Origin of the sequence: Haladaptatus sp. W1, assembly GCF_001723155.1 — an archaeon.
GTDB classification, from domain to species: domain Archaea; phylum Halobacteriota; class Halobacteria; order Halobacteriales; family Haladaptataceae; genus Haladaptatus; species Haladaptatus paucihalophilus.
In genome coordinates, this window is record NZ_MEIH01000093.1 from 1 (window position 1) to 18,170 (window position 18,170).

An 18,170-nucleotide genomic window follows, 5' to 3' on the forward strand; every position below is an offset into this window, starting at 1 on the left:
AGGAGGACTTATCCGAGCTCGAACGGTGGCTGTCCGGTCGGACTCTCGTCGCAACTCGGGTCGAGCACCATGAAAATCGAGCAGGGACAGTATGAGAAAGCCCACTCGGTCCTCGGCGACGATTACGATGACCTCCTGAGTAAGTACGTCGAAGTCTCGGGACAGACGGACGGAACGTCAGACGACAAAACGGCGAAAACCCTGAAGAACGCTCAACGGAGTCAACAACAGTACGTCTCACGCGTCCAACGCTACCGCCAGCTGTACGACCGCTATCAGCGGGCGAAACAGAACGGAAACGACCAGAAAGCCCGCACGCTCGCCCGGAAACTCGAACGCCTCCAGAAGGACATCGACCGCTCCAGTAGCAACCTGACGACGAACTACAACCGCCTCTCGAACCGGACGAACGTCAGCACGGAGGACGAGATGCGGCGAATTCGGAACGTCACGCAAAACGTCTCCAGCCAGCAGGCGACGGTGCGCGAGGCGGAGTTCATGTCGTCGGTTATCGTCTCACCGAGGTCCTCATCGTCGGAGGCGTCGAGTTCGGTGTACGCCGTCGCGAGCACGGCGGTTGCGAAGACCGTCGCGATAGCGCTGGCGGCTTGCGCGAACACCAAGGCGACGATATCGCCGACGAAACTGCCGCTCGCGAGGTCGCCGAAACCGAAGACGAGGTTGACGAGGAGCGTGATGAGCGCCACCGCCACGCCCAGCATGAAGAGGTTGAGGCGGTAGCCCCGCGTCAGTCCCCAGCTGCTTCGAAACGCCTCGACGAAGTTCTGGTCTTCGACGGCCACGTAGACCGTCCAGAACACCAGGGTCACGAGCAGGAAGATGCCCGGAACGACCAGCGCAACGAGACCCAGTGCCACAATGATTGCGAAGACTATCGTCCCGACGAAGAGGTTGACCGCGGCCCAGACCATGTTCCGGGTGAAGAACTCTCGCGGGAGACGGTCGGTTTCGTCGCTCACGAACACGCGAATGGCCGCGATGCTCACGACGAGCAACGCGATGCCCAGTATCAGGGAGACGATACCGGCACCGAGCGGCGGAATTATCACCAACGGATTCGCCTGCACACCAGCGGCCCCACCCTGCCGGGCGACCCACCGGTCAACACCGAGCCCTAACACGCCGTTAAAGACGGAGATGACGAAGAGTATCCCCATGAGCATGAGGCCGTTTCGCTCGATACTTCGACTGTAGCCTCGCTTGAGGATGGTTGTGATGTTGATCGGCATGGTCAACAGAATATATGTCACGAGAGACGATATACTCGCCGAGTAGTTCTCAGCGGGCGGGAAAAACGGGGAGAGAGTAGGGTCAGTTCGAGCGACGGACGAACAGGCCAAGGACGAATCCGAGCACGAGCGCGAGCGCCACGTTCCGCGACTCCGAAAAGCGGACGAACCGCGTCTCGTCCGGCGTGATTTCGAGGACGCCGACCGGGGACGCACCCACGCCGCCACCCAGTCCACCTCCCTCGTCGTCTCCGCCGCCACCGAACCCGTAGCCGACGGTTGCAACCGGGACGACAGTCCGGTCGCCGGTCGAAATCGGGTCGCCGTACACCGTTTCGACCGTCGCGGTGCGCCGGAGCCGTTCTATCAGCGAGTCGAAATTGTCGAAGCCGTTCATGGCCCTCCGAGACGACGAGCAGCGACAAATGAGTTTGGGGAGCCGACACGATTCGGCGGGGGTGCTTCGGCACCATCATAGGCCGCAGCCGAGAATTCGGTTGGGAGATACACGAGACCGCTCGTGACCGTGGTTCCGAGGTCAGTCAGGAGACGAGTCGGGCGGCGTCGAGTCGGTGACGAGGGCGTTGACGCGGGCCGCGGTTCGCGTCGCGACGAGTTCGAGCGCACGCCTCGTCTCGCCGCCGTCCTCGCGGAGTACCATCGGCTCGGCGCTCGTGGGGCGTTCGCGTTCCACCTCCGTTCGGGGCAGTTGCAATCGGCCGAGGAGCGGAATCGAGACGCCAGGCGGCTCGGGTGGGTCCTCACCGCGTTCGAGTTCGCCGACGGCGGGGTCGAGCGGAATGTGCCCAAGAACGGGCACCTCGAACGCCTCGGCCAATCGGTCGCCGCCGCCCGCGTCGAAGAGGTCGTGGACGGAACCGCAATCGGGACAGCGGAACCCGGCCATGTTTTCGACGATACCGAGAATGGGAACGTCGTACCGTGCGAACCCTTCGAGTCCACGCCGAGCGTCGTCGACGGCGACCGCTTGCGGCGTCGTCACGACGACTGCACCGGTCACGGGCAGATGTTGGACGAGCGAGAGCTGTACGTCCCCGGTACCGGGCGGGAGGTCGACGACGAGGTAGTCGAGGGGACCCCACTCCACGTCGCCGAACAGTTGCGTTAGAAACCCGTCCACAACCGGGCCGCGCCAGATGACCGGGTCGTCCTCGCCGACGATGAACCCCATGCTCATCACCGAGACGCCGTGCGCTTCGCGGGGAACCATTCGGTCGTCGAGGGTTGCGGTCGGCGTCCGTTCGCCGACGCCGAGCAGTTGGGGTGCATTCGGCCCGTAGACGTCGGCATCGAGCACTCCGACTGACGTGCCCGCATCGGCGAGCGCGACAGCCACGTTGGTGGCGACGGTGCTTTTGCCGACGCCGCCCTTCCCGGAGGCGACGGCGATGACGTGTTTTACGTCGGGAAGCAACTCGACGCGGACGCCGGGGTCCGGTACCCGTGGCTCGAAGCGGCACGTGACCGCATCGATGCCGTCGATAGCGCCGACCGCCGCTCGAACGTCTCGCTCGACGACCGTTCGGACGTCGCTCGCGGGGAGCGGCAGCGTCACCGGGACGATGGCCGTCCGGCCATCGACGCGAACGCGTCCGAACCCGTCGAGTTCGTCCAGAGCGTAGAACAGACCGTCTCGCCCGATATGGGCGTCCGCCAGCGCGCGTTCCACTTGAGCGGCGAGTGACTCGTCGTCGGATGGTGTCGTCTCCATCGGTGTTAGTCCTCGTCGGCCGTCGTCGACAGGGATTCCGGGTCCCAGCGGCCGGGGCGTCCGATGGGACCGTTCACGAACCACCCCGCGTCCGCTCCGGAGTCGGTCGGAGGGGCGATAGGGCGTTTGAGCCACTTCGGGCGACGAAGCCCGTCGGGTCCCGGAGCGGGTTTCGTCTCGGCGAGCCACTCGCGGTAGATTTCGAACGACCGCTCCGTATCGACGTAGATGTCGCCGTAGTAGTCGTCCGCCTCGGCCGGTCGGATGGTCACCTTCTGGTGCCAACAGTGCATTCCCGAGATGGGGTCGGGATGCGGGGCGTGCGTGAGGTTCTGTGCGACGCCGCCGTCCGTCCACCAGACGCGCTCGCTGTCGCTGTCGTCGCTCTCGAACGGATGGATACCCTCGACCTGTCGCATCCCCCACCGACCCGCCTCGGTGTTCAGGTCGACGGTCACCTTCCCGTACGGGTCCCCGCCCTCCTGAACGTCCGACTCGTCGTTGTCCGGACGGTCGATTTTCCACTGTCCCATGTGGTGGCTCATCGCGGCGATTCCCGGTTTGATGGACTCCGTGACCCAGACTTCGTTGACGTAGTAGCCGATTTCGGTTTCGACGCGACAGAGGTCGCCCGTTTCGAGGCCGAGTCGGTCGGCGTCCTTCGTGTGAAGCCACACCGGGTTGTTGTGTGAAATCTCCTCCAACCACTTCGAGTTGGACGACCGGGAGTGAATCGCCGTCGGGAGGCGGAACGTCGGCACGAGCACCATCTCGCCGTTCTCGTAATCGACGTTCTCGGGGTGGACATGGGATTTCAGGTAGTGCGGAACGGTGTATTCGAGGTCGTCCCAGCCCCACTCGGCCATCGTCCGCGAGTAGAACTGCTGTTTGCCCGTGGGCGTCGGGAACCCGCGTTTGGGTTCGCCGTCGACCATCACGCCGAGGACGTCCGAGCCGTCGGACGCGGACGCGCTCGACGGTTTCTCGCCGCGACGAATCGTCCCGTACTCGTCGACGGTCACATCGTCGGCGTCGAGGATGGACTCGTCGAGCGGTTCCCGATGCAGTTCGTAGTCGTTCTCGGACGCCTCGAACGCCCCGTGGTGTTTCATGTATTCGAGGGGCGTCATGTCCTTTTCCGCGGCGAGTTCCACGAGGTTGTCCTCGTGCTCGAAGATGTACCGGTAGTACTCGTCCACGGTCATCTTCGCCGGGTCGTCGCCGTCGCCATCGCGGTAGGGCGACTCGAAGTGCTCGCGGATGCCGAGGGTCCCGTCCTCGTCGAGACGCCACGACAGTTCGATCCAAAATTCGTCTTCCTCCCAGACCTCACCGGGGTTGGCCTCGTAGGTGAACTCGACGTCCTCGCCTTCCCGTTCGGCGTACTCGCGGAGGACGGGCTGTCGGTACGTGACCCACGTCCCGGCGTGCGTCTCTTGGCTCTGGATGTCGTGTCGTTCGGGCGAATGACCCATCGGGAGCACGTAGTCAGCGAAGTAGGCCGTCTCGTTCCACGTCGGCGTGAGTGCGACGTGCATGCCGACCTTCTCCTCGTCCGTCAGCGCCTCTATCCACGAGAAGCCGTCCGGGTACGTGTAGACGGGGTTGAACACACGCGTGAAGTACACCGAGAGCTTCCCGCGACCCTCCTTGAGGAAGTACGGGAGCAGTTGACTCAGCTCGTAGTGGGCGAACGGATACTCGGGGGGAAGTTGTAGCTCGTCCCAGAGCCGCTGGCGTGGTGGTTCGTTCGGCAGGTTCGGGTCGAATTTATGCCACGCATTGGGTGCCGTACCGCCCTTGGTTCCGACGCTTCCCGTCAACACCGAGAGGAAGTGGAGGGTGCGCGAGACCTGCCAACCGCCGTCGTTACCCGAGGCCGCCGAGCGCCAGATGTGGCTGGCAAAGCGGTCGCCAGCGGTGCCGACCTTCCGAGCGACCGTCTCGATTGTGTCGGCGTCGACGCCGCTTTCGGCCGCCGCGAATTCGGGCGTGAACCCGGCGTACACATCACGAATCGTCTCGATGTAGGAGTCGAAGCTCCGCTCGCGGTCCGGGAACTCCTCGTCGAGGAACTGCTCCCAGTTCACCCAGTTGCGGACGAACTCGGCGTCGTACAGGTCCTCTTCGAGGATGACGTTCGCCATCGCCAGGAGGACGGCCGCCTCGCTTCCGGGCTGGGTCGGAAGCCAGAAGTCGGCCATCGCGGCCGTGTTCGACAGCCGCGGGTCCACGACGGCCAACTGGCCGCCGTCCTGCATGCCTTCCATGATTCGCTGGGCGTGCGGGTTGAAGTAGTGGCCCGATTCGAGGTGTGCCGACAGGAGGAGGATGAACTCCGCGTTTGCGAAGTCGGGACTCGGACGGTCGTACTTGTGCCAGAGACCGTACCCGGCGCGTGCACCGGCGCTACAGATGTTCGTGTGGGAGTTGTGGCCGTCGACACCCCACGCTTGGATGACCCGGTCCATGTACTCCTCGTGGCCGGGGCGACCGACGTGGTAGGTGATTTCGTTGCCGCGGTCGGCCACGATGGCGTCGCGCATCTCCCCGGCGATGTCGTCGAGGGCCTCGTCCCACGAGACGCGGGTCCACTGGCCGCTCCCCCGGGGACCGTCGCGCTTGAGCGGGTACTCGATGCGTTGGGGGTCGTTGATTTGATTGACGGTCGCGGGCCCCTTCGCGCAGTTTCTGCCGCGGGAGCCGGGGTGTTCCGGATTCCCTTCGATCTTCCTGATGGAACCCGTCTCCTTGTCGATGTAGGTGAGAAGCCCGCACCCGGCTTCGCAGTTGAAGCAGGCGGTCGGGACGACCGAGTACTCGGTCGGTTCGCCGGTCGAATCGTACTCCACCCACTCGTGCCACGTTTCGGGGTCGGGGTAGCTCGATAGTTCGCCCGGTGCGGCGATTCGATTGACAGCGCTACTGGTTCCCTGTCGTTGCTTCGACGTGCCCGTCGAGCGGTCGGACAACAGCCCGAGGCTCTCGGCGAGTTTCTCGATTCGACTGAGTTCGTATCGGTGTCCCATGGTTATGCGAGCGAGATGGTTTGCGGAGCGGTTATCCAGCAGTACTCGAAGGCGAACAACCCGGCGAGGGCCAGCACGCCGCCAACCGCGACGACTGCGGGACTGGCGCTCACCGCGAGGGCGACGAGCGGCAGCGCGATACCCACGAGGATGCCGCCGAGCCAGAACGCCCGGCTGAATCGACCGCGAGTGATGCGCGCGGCGGCCTCCTCGGCGTCCTCGGTCTGGTGCGGCGTGAATATCTCCGAGGCGATTATCAGCAGATGGACGACAAGGCCAGCGGCGAGCGTGAGCCGAGAGAGGCCGACGAACGCGTCGAACCCGGCGACACCCGAGAGTCCCAACAGCCCCGTTACGCTGGCACCGGCGACCACCGCTTGGGTGAACATGTGGAGCGGCATCGTCGGACTCTGCCAGAGGTCGCGGCCCTTCGACTGACTGAACAGGAACGCCGTGTAGACCGCCGTGGCAGCCGCCAGTACCGCCCCGACGCCGAGCGTGACCGGGTTGGTCACGAGCGTCTCGACGCCGAGCAGCCAGCTCCCCGCGACGAGCGTCAGGAAACCGCCGGTGGCGGTCAAGATGTATCCGCCCTTCACGAGCCACGAGTTCCAGTTCGGGCGCAACAGGACCCAGTGGAACCGGGTCGGCTGTTCGAGGTCGAGGACGAGCAACAGCGTGGTGAGGCCGAGGAAAACGAGGCTCACGAGCGACGCGACGCCGATGGTGGTCGCGTTCGGTTCGACGAGCCCTGCGAGCATGAACAGCGCCGGAAGCATGAACACACCCGCGGCGATGGATTTGGTCCACGTGTACGAGTAGACCTCCCATCCCCACGAGGTGTAGTGGCTCTCGCCGATATCATAGACACGTCGTGCCTCTTCGTGGAGGAGTTCGTACGCGCGCTCGGTCCGACTGTTCTCCCGCGCGTCCGACCCACCGCTCCGGTGTCCGTCCGCCCTCCCCGCGGCCGATGTCGCCGTTCCGCCATCCGAGGCAACGCGGTCGTCGCACCGGCACTCACCGCCGCACTTACCGCCGCAGGCACACCCACCGTCGGACCGTGCCTCGTCGCTCCGTCCGAGGTCGACGTCCGAGTCGGCGAGCGACTCGGCGGCGCGACGGATGTCGAACTCCTCCCGCGCTGCCCCGCGCGTCTCCACGCGATTCGGGGCGTCCGACCACATGTAGTGGTCCTCGCGGGCGGTGGTTCCCGGCGTCGTGCTTCCCTCGTCCCCGTTGACGTAGAACAGCGTCGGGTCCGTCCCTTTCTCCGGTTTGCGCGCCTGTACTTCTTGTTTGGAAATCGTCTCAGCGATTTCCGTGTCGGGGTTCTCCACGTCGCCCGCGATGATGGCGTCTTCCGGGCAGACGGTGACGCAGGCCGGTTCGCGCCCCGTATCGACGCGGTGAGAGCAGTAGTTGCACTTCGCCGCGGTCGAGGTCTCCGGGTCGATATAGAGCGCGTCGTACGGACACCCTTGCATGCAGGCCTTACAGCCGATACATCGCTCGGGGTCGAAATCCACGATTCCGTCCTCGCGCTCCCAGAGGGCGGTGACCGGGCAGACGTCCGTACAGGGCGAATCGTCGCAGTGGTTACATCGCATCACGGAGAAGTTCCGGTTCGTGTTCGGAAACTCCCCTTTCTCGATGTACTTCACCCACGTTTTGTTGACGCCGATGGGGTCGTCGTGCTCTGTTTTACACGCGACGGTGCACGCGTGGCAACCGATACATCGCCTGTTGTCAATGACGAAGCCGAAATTGGTGATTGTTACCACCTCTCTTGAACAATGTTGTCATTAAACGTGACATAGCCACTTATACTTTTCTTACTATTCACAATATCACACAATATCATTAGTGCGGTCGTCGGGAAGCGGATTCGAAGGGTATCCGAATGCGGAAGACAGTCAGCAGGTAGCACGTCACTGCCGGGTATCGACGGGTCGTCCGCTTGCCGCGCATCGAGAAGCGACCGATGGACGAAAACTCGAACGAAAGCGCTCCGAACGACCGGTATGTGGAGAGAGGTATTGTATGAAGGAAGCATACATCACCGAGACACGACGGGAATCAAGAGACGGCGCCACGGGAACACCCGACGCCGACGACGACCGTCGCTCAGACGCTCGGTCGTACACCGCGAACGAAACCACGGGCGGTAAGGACCGCGACCGCGAGTGCGAGGAGCAGGCTCACCGCGAAGTGGACCGGGAACGTGAACAATGCGTCCGCGCCGGGAACGTTGACGTATCGGAGTCCGGCGATGGTGAGGAACGCGACGCCGAAGGTCGCGTACGCGACGAGCGCCGCCAGGGAGATTCCGGAGAATCGCCCCGCCGTAACCACAACGCCAGCACCGACCGACACGCCGACGACGAGACCGACGACGAGGCCGAGCATGCCGACGCCGGGGCTTTCGCCGTACACGGCACTCAGTAGCTCGATAGTGGCGGCACCGGCGAGCAGGACGGTCGTGACGGCGCTCGCAACCGCGAAAAGGATGGCACGTGCGTTCATAGATATTTATAGGCGAGAGGAGAATATAACCGTAGACAGTTACTCTTACTGGGTGAGAACTAACTCGGCCGAGCGACCGATTCGACACCGCGCTCGCAAGAGTTGGGTAGGTCAACGGAGCACGTCGGACGTGGCTCGAAACGTCTCGTACGTCCGCTCGGCCCAGTCGCGGACGTCGGTCGAACTGCTTTCAACGAGGGCGCGCGGCATGCCGTCGTCGTCCTCGACGCCGATCTGGACTACGGTGTCGAACAGACCGAGATAAAACGGAACGTCTCGGTCGGTGACGCGAACGTCGAGGCAGTCGGATTGGCATGTCTTATCGAATAACTCGGCGTACTGGGGGCTAGATTGGAGGGTTCGGGCACAACCATCGCCGACGATGAGTTCGTATGCTACGTCGTCGTCTCGGATGCGTTGCCACGACGTTTCCAGCGCGTGTTTGCCGACCACGGGAAGCAAGAAGCGGGCGGTGTCGGCGGCTTTGATGGCATCGATATGACGATTCACGGTGGCGTACGGATTGGTCCGAGTGGCGAGGACCAACTCGGCATCGGCGAGTGCGTAAAGGTCGAGGTCGAATCGATCCGGGTTAAGCCAGTCGAGGAAGGGTTTCAATCGTTCGAGCGTCGTGACGTAGCGTTCGAGACGACGGTACTCCCGAACGGCAAACCTGCCGTACGTGGTTAATTCGTAGCCGTCCGACGTGAAGGCGAGAAGGTCGTTCACTTCTAACTCCCTGACGCCGCGGTCGACCGTCGACCGCGAGCTATCGAGTTCCTCGACGAGCGATCGTTTATCCACGGGGCCGTTCCGTACCGCGTTCAGGATCTCGATTCGCTTCCCCATGAGTTCTATCACCGCACCCCCTGTGTGCATTGTTATCATTTCCCAACCCCACTAGATGTGCGACGAAATGGGTCAAATAGCTTTTGACAAGAGGTGTTATCGTGACCTTGATTTGGATGGTGACGGTATTGCAGACACTGACGAAGGTGAATTGCCTCGGGGTCAAGCCCCGAGGCACTCTGCCTTGAAATCTGTAGAGACGATGTCGACAGCGGTAGCATCCTGAACGTTCTCGATGAGAAGAATGACAAAAACTCAAAGCGCTCAGCAGTATCAGCGCGATAATGAGAGCTACTCCTATAGTGAATCTCTTATCCAGAAACTCGTAAAAAAGACAAGTATATAGAGATCAACTACGCACCCACAATCCTCCCAACAATGTCATATACCCTATTGATACTGTCGAAAGTAGCTCTTTGCGTATCATCCTAGAGATTCTACCCCAATCGAGGGACAGGGTATTAACCTCAATGCAAATCAAACGATTCTTATTACTTCAATATACATGAAGGGCTGTGGGGAGATGGGTAACAACTCATCACGGCTCATCGCTACTCAACGTGCCCTCTCCTCACATCCAACCCATGAAGATACTTGCACCGATAGCCGTGGCTCACGAGCAATAAACCATCGAAGCCGCCAGCAGGACGAGAATCCTTGGTTCCCACCATAATGAGAATCTCATCGAGGTTTGACCCCGAGGCATTCTTCTAGACTGCTTGTAGACCAGCCCCAGGCCTTATTTTCATTTATATATGATTTGACAACTAATGAGTGCTTCCGAGAGTATCGTCCTCACCACTGAAAACCGGCATCCGGTCGACAGCCAAAGGACGACCGATCAATCGTCTCCCGGCACGGCTGTCGACGGGCGGTCACCTTTCGCAGGCGATGTCGTCGCGGCCTTCCACGTCATAATGAGCATGGTCGTGATGAGACAGAGCGCCCACAGGAACGTCGTCGGCATCAAGACGAACAACCGGAATCCCTGCCCTATCCAGATGGTGAGCGGAAGCAGCCACTGCCCGACGACGAAGAGACCGACGACGGCGGTTCTGAGGGTGCCGACGAGCTCGAACGCATCGACGGTGAATCCCAGCACGATTGCGAGTATCGACAGCACGCCCAGATGGGCGTGCCCGCCGATCAACCACGGTGGAACGGCTCCCGAACTCTCCAACAGTGTGAACTGGTAAACGCCGACGACCATCATCATCGCCAGCCCAAGGAAGCCGGACGTTTTCAGGATGCGACTCATGACACTAGATACTCGTTCCGACGCCGCCGTTACACCACTGGTCGTAATTTCGTCCAGTCGATGAACACCACTATATAAAACTATGGCACTGGGACGGAAGACGGTCAGATGCGTTGTCGAATAACGATATCGACGTTCCCGGAGGAGGTCCAGAACCGTTCGATACGGCCGCTGAATCGGTATTGGTCCCACGTCGGTTCGCTTCCCCCGAGTTGCCATTCGACCTGATGGTACTGGCTATTCGGCGAATGTCTCCGGGTCGAATAGATGCTATCGGAGACGCGGATGAGATAGTTCACCGGACGACCAACGTCTCTACTCTGAAGTCGGATTTCGCCAGGTCTGTAGTTCGATTCGTTCGTTCTCGATGCGCGTAGTTCATCCCCCTCGCCAGGACTGGACTGGGCGGTGGCGGGGCCGCTAAGCAGTGACCCCACCCCGAGAGCGGCGAGGAGTTTCATCGACGTTCGTTTCGTATCTTCCATGGTCGTGGTCTGTACCCGCGCGAATGCGGGGCGGTCGGATGGTCGGTACTGGTTCGTCCGTCAACAGGCGTTTCGTCACCGCGACCCGTCTGATAGCTGCCTCCCGCCGCTGGCACCCATTGACAACGAACGTTGCACGTGAACTCCCAATACCTCACTCGTTGCCATCGGACTCGGACGGTGGAACGTCATATAAAAGGGTACCGGGCATAATGGGACGTTCTGCGAATACCAATTTCGCGTTGGCGAAGAGCCCAGTGTCAATCCCGGTCATGCAGTATCTTGTCGCGTTCCGAGCACTCGTTTCTGGCAATCACGGTTCTGTGGAAACTGGATACAGCCGTTCATACGACCGTCAGTTGTCCTAAGCCCTCAGGCGAGGCTTTTTCGAAGGTTCGGGAGCTGCCAGCCGAACCGAACCGCGGCGATCCGCGTGACGAGCGTGACGGCCGCGCAACCGCTCGCCGCGACGTTCGCGTCGCCGCCGAGGGCGAGCAGGCACCAGTAGGCGGTGCCGCCGATGACGGCACAACTCGCATAGAAGTCCCGCATCAGCACGAACGGCGAGCGGTCGAGGAGGATGTCCGCCATCGCGCCGCCGCCGACGGCGTTTATCGTTGCGACCGCGACGACGCCGAACGGGGAAACGCCCGCTCCGGACGCGACGATGGCACCGGCGGTGGTGAACGCGGCGAGGCCGATGCCATCTGCGGCCAGCGAAATCGGGTGTTGGTCCGGTTCGTCGAACAGGATGGACAACACGACTGCGGTGGTCACGCCGACCACGCCGAACCCGATGTTCGAGAGGGTCTGGAGCGAGAGCGGAATGCGATTGACGAGCACGTCGCGAGTCGTTCCGCCGCCGAACGCGGTGACGAGGCCGACGACCGTCACCCCGAACGGGTCGAATCCCTCCCGAATGGCCTTACTCGCGCCGACGAGCGCGAAGGCGACCAACCCGACGGCGTTTGCGATATAGAACAGTTGGTTCGAAAGCATCAGTCACCGTCCCGTTGTGTCACCGCGGTTAATACGACAGCGATTGCGGCCGAACTGTCGGAAGTCGGCCGCGGAGTTCGTATCTGGTCGAGCGTTCGTGTGTGAAAAGACATGTTTCCAACAGTAAGATACGCTCATCCCGTCAGACAGTAATAATTAACCATGGTTGACGCAACCATCGACGTAATCCACCGGGGCGGACTGGAGTGCGACCTCAACTACCTCATCGAGGGCAACACACTCGGGTCTCACGACGAACCGAATCCGGACACCGACTACGTGGAGATACCCGTGTTCAACCTCGTCATCGACCATCCCGAGGGGACGATTCTCTGGGACACGGGTAACCACGAGGACGCGCTCGACGGTCACTGGCCGGAGGGGTTGAAACAGGCGTTTTATCCGCACGACGTTCGGGAACACGACCTTCGGGAAGACCTCGCGGATGCGGGGTACGATATCGACGACATCGATTACGTATTCCAGACACACCTTCACCTCGACCACGCGGGCGGCCTGCACCACTTCGACGGGACGGACACGCCCGTTTTCGTCCACGAGGAGGAGTTGAAATTCGCCTACTACAGCACGAAAACGGACGAGGGAAGCGACGCGTACATCCTCAGCGACTTCGACCACGACCTCAACTGGCAGGTGGTCCACCGCGACCGGGAAACACACTTCGAGGACGTCGAGTTCGTTCGTCTTCCGGGCCACACGCCGGGGTTGATGGGAACGGTCTTCCACCTCGACGGTGCGGGAACGGTCGCGTTCGCGGGTGACGAAATCTACCAAACCGAGAACTACGAGAACGGGACACCGCTCGGTGCCGGACTGCTCTGGAGTCACCGCCACTGGTTCGACAGCCTCCAGAAACTGAAGGAAATAGAGCGCAAGCACGACGCCGAGGTGGTGTACGGCCACGACCCCGAACAGTTCGAGGAGATTCAGGGTGGGTGGCCCTGAGATGAGTTACGAACGCTCCGTCTCCGCGCCATCACACGAACTCTCGCCGGAAACGGTCTGGCACATCCAGATGCCCCAGATTCGATTCGGGAGGGACGCAACGGACGAACTGGCGTTCCAGTTGCGCGACCTCGGTGTTCAGGAGGGCGCACACGGCCTCATCGTCACCGACGAAACGCTTTCGGACATTGGTCACGTCGGACGTGTCGAGACGCACCTCGAAGACGCCGAGTTCGCCGTCGACGTCTACGACGAATCGGAGCGCGAGCCGTCCATCGAGGCCATCGAGAACTGCTTGGAGTTCGTCCGCGACGAGAAAGGAGAGGAGGGTTACGACTTTTACGTTGGACTCGGCGGCGGCAGTTGCATGGACACCGCGAAGACGACCCGTGCAGTCATCGCCAACGGCGGCGGCCCACTCGACTACATCGCCGAACCGACCGGCAAAGGGAAGGCCCTGGACGAGTCGGGACCACCGCTCGTCCTGATGCCGACAACCGCGGGAACGGGGGCCGAAATCTCGCCGGTTTCCATCCTCTCGGTGGAGGAAAAAGAGATAAAGGAAGGCATCTCCAGCAACCACATCCGCGCGGACGCGGCGGTCCTCGACCCGACGCTCACGACCACGCTTCCGCCGGAACTGACCGCGAAGACGGCGATGGACGCCCTCGGCCACGCCATCGAGGGGTACACCACCCACGAGTACGACTCGCTCCTCCGGCCAACGGACCCCCGCGAACGTCCCGTGTACGCTGGGCGGACGCCGCTCACCGAGATGTTCTCCGAGAAGGCCATCGACCTGCTGTCGGGCAACGTCCGAAAAGCGGTGCACAATGGGGACGACCTCGAAGCGCGCGAAAACATGTTGCAAGGTGCCCTCTTCGGTGCTATCGCCGGATTGACCGCGGGCGCGAGCCTCTGTCACGCGATGGCCTACCCCGTCGGGAACAAGTATCACACCTACCACGGCGAGACCATCGCGGTGCTCACCCCCGCGAGCACGCTGGGATACAACGCTGCGAGCGACCCGGAGCGGTTCGCCTCACTCGCCCGTCGGTTCGGTGTCGATACGACGGGGATGAGCACGAACGAGGCCGCGGACGCCCTGAAAGGGGAGTACATCCGACTCCAGCGGGACTTGAACGTCCTCCCCAGCGGCCTCGCCGAGTTAGCCGGGATTACGGAGGACGACGTGGATTGGCTGGCGAAACAGACCGTGGACACGCAAGCGCGGTTGCTCCGCTGTAACCCCCGTCCCGTGACGGAAGAGGATGTCCACGACATCTTCACGGACGCGCTGTACAACTGGGAACCATAGCTCGGGACGCGTTGGTTGCCGTACACCGCGAGCGAGTAGTTGACAGCGATAACGTTTTCTCGTTTAATCTTTCCAAAGATAACGAATATTGGTTCGCCAGTCACCATCAATAAACACTTTTGCCGGTGTGGACACACGGCACGGACGACGCATGAATCTCGTTCACCACGTGGCGGACGCGGCGGCGGAACGCGGCGACGCACCGGCGCTCGTCTACGACGGACAGGAGACCTCCTACGAAGCGTTCTGGACGCGAACGGGGCGGTTCGCGGCCGGACTCGCCGAGCGCGAAATCGGCGTGGGCGACCGGGTCGCCATCTACCTCCCGAACCTTCCCCAGTTCGTCACCGCGTTCCACGGCACGCTCCGCGCTGGCGGCGTGGTCGTCCCGATGAACCCCCAGTACAAGCGCCGCGAACTCCGCCACCTCCTCGGGGACAGCGGTGCGAAGGCGGTCGTCACCCTCCCGGAGCTCGTACAGCACGTCGATGCGGTTCGAGAAGATACCGACGTGGAAGCCGTCGTGACCGTCGGCGAGGGTGACGGCGACGTTCGGTTCGAGGCGTTCCTCGCCGACGAAACGCGACCCATCGCCGACCGAGCGGACGACGACGTCGCCGTCCAACCCTATACCTCGGGAACGACGGGAACGCCGAAAGGCGTCCTCCTCACGCACCACAACCTCGCGTGGGACGCGAACGCCTCGACGGACCCCATCCCGGACGGGATCCGCCCGACGGACCGCCACCTCGGCGTCCTTCCGCTGTTCCACATCTACGGAATGACGGTGACGATGAACGCCACCCTGTTCGACGGCGGAAGCTACTACCCGCTACCGGCGTGGGACGCGAAGGCGGCCGCATCGCTGATCGAATCGGCGAAGTTGACGCTGGTTCACGCCGTGCCCGCGATGTACAACGACCTCGCGAGTCTACCCGAAGACATGGAGTTCGACCTCTCATCTATCCGATTCGCCAACTCCGGCGGAAGCGGCCTGCCCGAAGAGGTTCGCCGGGCGTTCGAGGAACGATTCGACGTCGAACTGCACGAGGGCTACGGCCTGACCGAGACGAGTCCCGTCACGCACGCCAACCACGCCGGGGAACGGCGACCCGGCAGCATCGGCAGGCCGCTCGACGGCGTGTCCGCCCGCATCGTCGATGACGCGTTCGACGAGCGACCGCCGGTGGAACGCGGCCCCGTCGAGGAGGGAAGCGTGGACCTCGACGAGATAACCGGCGAACTCGTCGTCGCGGGACCGAACGTGATGACGGGGTATTACGAGCGCCCCGAGGCGAACGCGGAAGCGTTCACCGAGGCGGACGGAAAGCGCTGGTTCCACACCGGCGACATCGGCTACGCCGACGAGGATGGCTTCTTCTTCGTCGTGGACCGCAAGAAGCACATGATAAACACGGCAGGGTACAACGTCTATCCGCGCGAAGTCGAAGAGTTGCTCTTCGAGCACCCGGCCGTGGCAGACGCCGCCGTCGTCGGCATTCCCGACGAGCGCCGAAACGAGACGGTCAAGGCCTTCGTCGTCCCTGACCCGGACGCGGACGCGACGCCGGAGGACGTGCGGGAGTACTGTTTCGAACGACTCGCGGCGTACAAACATCCCCGCGAGGTCGAGTTCGTGGAGGAGTTACCGCGGACGACGACCGGGAAGGTCCAGAAGTTCCACCTCGAAAGCCGGGACTGACGGGGACGAAAGGGGAAGAAACCGCGGGAGACGAAGACCTTTGAACGCGGACGAGAAGGGAACAGTATGGCACACCCCAGCGTGCACCACCACGGAATCTCTGTCTCGGACCTCGACCGCGCGGTCGAATTCTACAGCGACGTGCTCGGATTGGAGCTGCTCGACCGATACACCCTCTCCGACGACGCGCTCGCGACGGCCATCGGGAGCGAGCCGATAACCGGCCACTTCGCCCAACTCGGGGGCGAGACGGCCCGCGTCGAACTCATCGAGTACGAGAAGGACGACGGCGATGCGGGCAATTCGGACGAGGGGAACAAGACCAGTGGCGCGGACCGCACAGACGACACGGACGACGGCCGCGCCCGTGACGTGTACGAAACCGGCGCGAAACACCTCGGATTACGGACGGACGATATCGAGCAAGTCTACGCGGCCCTGCCCGAGGACGTGGAAACCATCAGCGAACCGCAGACGACCGGCAGCGGGACGCGGATTTGCTTCCTCCGGGACCCCGATGGGAACGCGGTCGAACTCCTCGAACTGTAGGGACCCGTTCGAGCGACGCGGAACGATTGGGCACAGTTTCTTCCAACCATAAAAAGAACCAAGTATTTAGCTGACAGTCGTTACGTATGCGGCTCGAAAATAAAACAGTGTTCGTCACAGGTGCGGGACAGGGTATCGGAGAAGCGACGGCCAAGCGGTGTGCGAGGGAGGGTGCGTTCGTCATCTGCACCGACGTGAACGAGGAGACAGGACCGGAAACGGTTGCGGACATCGCGGACGACGGCGGCGACGCGGAGTTCTTCGAACTCGACGTGACGGACGCCGAGTCGTTCTCGACCCTCGTGGACGCCGTGGTCGCGGAGCACGAACTCGACGTGCTCGTCAACAACGCGGGGGTCGGCCACCCGCCAGCGTACGTAGAGGACGTACAGGATTCGGTCTTCGAGGGGGTTTTCGACGTGAACGTCCGTGGCGTCTGGAACGGCTGTCAGGCCGCACTCCCGCACCTGAAAGAGCAAGGGTCGGGGAACATCGTCAACGTCGGGTCGCTGGCGTCCTTCTACGGACTGCCGATGCAGTCCGTGTACTCGCTGACGAAGGGTGCTGTGCTCAACTTCACCCGCGCCGTCGCCGCCGAGGCGGGCCGTGCAGGCGTCCGCGCGAACGCCGTCCTCCCGGCGTTCACAGACACCGAACTCGGGCGCGAGTTCTTCGAGACGCGACCCGACCCGGAGAAGGCGAAAGAGGAGTTGCTGAAGCGGTATCCGCTCGGCCGACTTGCGCGTCCGGAGGAGGTCGCCGATGCGGTGTTGTACCTCGCGAGCGAGGAAGCCTCGTTCGTGAACGGCCACGGCCTCGTGGTCGACGGCGGATTCTCGGTGCAGTGAACGACATTCGGAAGGTGATTCATCTGTTGGCAAGCAGAGCCTGCTCCGGTATTAACGTCATAGAATCGATATACTGCGGATTCATCGCCCAAAAGATGGGTTCAGTTCCCCGAATGATTGGTTTGCGCACCAATCTACCTGAGTTGCCCGAAAAACCGGTTCAGGGACCGCCTACTCGGCACTCACAGCACGGATTTCGACGTTAATTTTCGTACGTCCGGTGGATTCCGTGTCGTCGCAACAAGTGCCGAACGATGTTGAGCTCCCAAGCCGTCCGCGTTTGCAGACCCGTCCCGTACCGGGTCGTCTCGACGATGAATCCCGGCTCGTTCAGGTCGGCGTCGACCTTGTGGATGAGTAACGGACGGTCGCCGTCTATCAGATTGCCGCGCTTGAATCGATAGTGGTCGGAGAGCGAGTCGTCGAGATGATACCGATTCATGTACTCCTTCGTGCGTATCGCGTCACGAGCAGCACCCGAAACGGTCGTCGGGTAGATGGCCTGTCCGACGCCATCCGGTCCGACGTCTTCCCGATAGATGCCTCGCGAACTGTGGAGATTCTGTCAGTGTCGAACGACTGCCTGGCAATCCATAGATGTTTAAAACAAAGCGACAAACGACCGGCTATGAACCGGCTCGCCAAGGCTGCCGCCGTCG

Annotated in this window: 16 protein-coding genes; 5 read left to right on the forward strand and 11 right to left on the reverse strand. The window is 62.3% G+C overall.

Features of this window, described 5'->3' with window-relative positions; genetic code table 11:
* Positions 1 to 383 precede the first annotated feature (383 nt).
* The 10 genes from BG842_RS05315 to BG842_RS05360 all read right to left on the reverse strand — a co-directional run bounded on the left by BG842_RS05315 (position 384) and on the right by BG842_RS05360 (position 12,128).
* Positions 384 to 1,250, reverse strand: coding sequence for a hypothetical protein (locus tag BG842_RS05315; protein WP_254662918.1), 867 nt, complete (start codon positions 1,248 to 1,250; stop codon positions 384 to 386).
* 82 nt (positions 1,251 to 1,332) lie between these two features.
* Positions 1,333 to 1,647, reverse strand: coding sequence for a GerW family sporulation protein (locus tag BG842_RS05320; protein ID WP_069449970.1), 315 nt, complete (start codon positions 1,645 to 1,647; stop codon positions 1,333 to 1,335).
* Positions 1,648 to 1,788: 141 nt separating this feature from the next.
* Positions 1,789 to 2,982 (reverse strand): Mrp/NBP35 family ATP-binding protein, encoded by a 1,194-nt coding sequence (locus tag BG842_RS05325; RefSeq protein WP_069449971.1) that lies wholly within the window; start codon positions 2,980 to 2,982, stop codon positions 1,789 to 1,791.
* A gap of 5 nt (positions 2,983 to 2,987) precedes the next feature.
* Positions 2,988 to 6,011, reverse strand: coding sequence for a molybdopterin-dependent oxidoreductase (locus BG842_RS05330; protein ID WP_069449972.1), 3,024 nt, complete (start codon positions 6,009 to 6,011; stop codon positions 2,988 to 2,990).
* 2 nt (positions 6,012 to 6,013) lie between these two features.
* Positions 6,014 to 7,795 (reverse strand): 4Fe-4S dicluster domain-containing protein, encoded by a 1,782-nt coding sequence (locus BG842_RS05335; protein WP_069449973.1) that lies wholly within the window; start codon positions 7,793 to 7,795, stop codon positions 6,014 to 6,016.
* Between the two features lie 343 nt (positions 7,796 to 8,138).
* Entirely contained in the window at positions 8,139 to 8,537 is a 399-nt protein-coding gene (locus tag BG842_RS05340) for a permease (RefSeq protein WP_069449974.1), read from the reverse strand.
* Between the two features lie 111 nt (positions 8,538 to 8,648).
* Complete coding sequence (locus BG842_RS05345) at positions 8,649 to 9,416, reverse strand: winged helix-turn-helix domain-containing protein (protein ID WP_069449975.1); 768 nt, start codon at positions 9,414 to 9,416, stop codon at positions 8,649 to 8,651.
* 811 nt (positions 9,417 to 10,227) lie between these two features.
* Entirely contained in the window at positions 10,228 to 10,644 is a 417-nt protein-coding gene (locus tag BG842_RS05350) for a hypothetical protein (RefSeq protein ID WP_069449976.1), read from the reverse strand.
* A gap of 104 nt (positions 10,645 to 10,748) precedes the next feature.
* Entirely contained in the window at positions 10,749 to 11,129 is a 381-nt protein-coding gene (locus tag BG842_RS05355; RefSeq protein ID WP_069449977.1) for a hypothetical protein, read from the reverse strand.
* A 372-nt stretch (positions 11,130 to 11,501) separates the two neighbouring features.
* A complete protein-coding gene (locus tag BG842_RS05360; RefSeq protein WP_069449978.1) occupies positions 11,502 to 12,128 on the reverse strand; it encodes a trimeric intracellular cation channel family protein in 627 nt (208 codons plus the stop codon).
* Between the two features lie 162 nt (positions 12,129 to 12,290).
* On the opposite strand from BG842_RS05360, the gene BG842_RS05365 reads away from it, so the two are divergent.
* From BG842_RS05365 to BG842_RS05385, 5 genes are all read left to right on the forward strand, one after another.
* Positions 12,291 to 13,094 (forward strand): N-acyl homoserine lactonase family protein, encoded by an 804-nt coding sequence (locus BG842_RS05365; protein ID WP_069449979.1) that lies wholly within the window; start codon positions 12,291 to 12,293, stop codon positions 13,092 to 13,094.
* Between the two features lies 1 nt (position 13,095).
* Positions 13,096 to 14,412: a hydroxyacid-oxoacid transhydrogenase gene (locus tag BG842_RS05370; RefSeq protein ID WP_069449980.1), complete on the forward strand. Its 1,317-nt coding sequence runs from the start codon at positions 13,096 to 13,098 to the stop codon at positions 14,410 to 14,412.
* A gap of 151 nt (positions 14,413 to 14,563) precedes the next feature.
* Entirely contained in the window at positions 14,564 to 16,114 is a 1,551-nt protein-coding gene (locus BG842_RS05375; RefSeq protein ID WP_069449981.1) for a long-chain fatty acid--CoA ligase, read from the forward strand.
* A 66-nt stretch (positions 16,115 to 16,180) separates the two neighbouring features.
* The gene (locus BG842_RS05380) at positions 16,181 to 16,663 is read left to right on the forward strand and encodes a VOC family protein (protein WP_069449982.1); all 483 of its coding nucleotides are present in this window, start codon (positions 16,181 to 16,183) and stop codon (positions 16,661 to 16,663) included.
* Positions 16,664 to 16,749: 86 nt separating this feature from the next.
* Positions 16,750 to 17,511 carry an SDR family NAD(P)-dependent oxidoreductase gene (locus tag BG842_RS05385; RefSeq protein WP_069449983.1) on the forward strand — a complete coding sequence of 254 codons (762 nt, stop codon included), beginning with the start codon at positions 16,750 to 16,752 and terminating at the stop codon, positions 17,509 to 17,511.
* A 202-nt stretch (positions 17,512 to 17,713) separates the two neighbouring features.
* Here BG842_RS05385 and BG842_RS05390 read toward each other — a convergent pair whose 3' ends face one another.
* Positions 17,714 to 17,953, reverse strand: a complete 240-nt coding sequence (locus tag BG842_RS05390) for a hypothetical protein (protein ID WP_254662919.1) — start codon at positions 17,951 to 17,953, stop codon at positions 17,714 to 17,716.
* Positions 17,954 to 18,170: the final 217 nt, after the last annotated feature.

What these genes read in the sequence shown, in the direction of transcription:
- BG842_RS05350 (WP_069449976.1), bottom strand. Translation starts at nt 10,644, where the DNA reads ATGAGTCGCATCCTGAAAACGTCCGGCTTCCTTGGGCTGGCGATGATG.
- BG842_RS05355 (WP_069449977.1), bottom strand. Translation starts at nt 11,129, where the DNA reads ATGGAAGATACGAAACGAACGTCGATGAAACTCCTCGCCGCTCTCGGG.
- BG842_RS05315 (WP_254662918.1), bottom strand. Translation starts at nt 1,250, where the DNA reads ATGCCGATCAACATCACAACCATCCTCAAGCGAGGCTACAGTCGAAGT.
- BG842_RS05340 (WP_069449974.1), bottom strand. Translation starts at nt 8,537, where the DNA reads ATGAACGCACGTGCCATCCTTTTCGCGGTTGCGAGCGCCGTCACGACC.
- BG842_RS05370 (WP_069449980.1), top strand. Translation starts at nt 13,096, where the DNA reads ATGAGTTACGAACGCTCCGTCTCCGCGCCATCACACGAACTCTCGCCG.
- BG842_RS05385 (WP_069449983.1), top strand. Translation starts at nt 16,750, where the DNA reads ATGCGGCTCGAAAATAAAACAGTGTTCGTCACAGGTGCGGGACAGGGT.
- BG842_RS05375 (WP_069449981.1), top strand. Translation starts at nt 14,564, where the DNA reads ATGAATCTCGTTCACCACGTGGCGGACGCGGCGGCGGAACGCGGCGAC.
- BG842_RS05325 (WP_069449971.1), bottom strand. Translation starts at nt 2,982, where the DNA reads ATGGAGACGACACCATCCGACGACGAGTCACTCGCCGCTCAAGTGGAA.
- BG842_RS05390 (WP_254662919.1), bottom strand. Translation starts at nt 17,953, where the DNA reads ATGAATCGGTATCATCTCGACGACTCGCTCTCCGACCACTATCGATTC.
- BG842_RS05365 (WP_069449979.1), top strand. Translation starts at nt 12,291, where the DNA reads ATGGTTGACGCAACCATCGACGTAATCCACCGGGGCGGACTGGAGTGC.
- BG842_RS05380 (WP_069449982.1), top strand. Translation starts at nt 16,181, where the DNA reads ATGGCACACCCCAGCGTGCACCACCACGGAATCTCTGTCTCGGACCTC.
- BG842_RS05345 (WP_069449975.1), bottom strand. Translation starts at nt 9,416, where the DNA reads ATGCACACAGGGGGTGCGGTGATAGAACTCATGGGGAAGCGAATCGAG.
- BG842_RS05330 (WP_069449972.1), bottom strand. Translation starts at nt 6,011, where the DNA reads ATGGGACACCGATACGAACTCAGTCGAATCGAGAAACTCGCCGAGAGC.
- BG842_RS05360 (WP_069449978.1), bottom strand. Translation starts at nt 12,128, where the DNA reads ATGCTTTCGAACCAACTGTTCTATATCGCAAACGCCGTCGGGTTGGTC.
- BG842_RS05320 (WP_069449970.1), bottom strand. Translation starts at nt 1,647, where the DNA reads ATGAACGGCTTCGACAATTTCGACTCGCTGATAGAACGGCTCCGGCGC.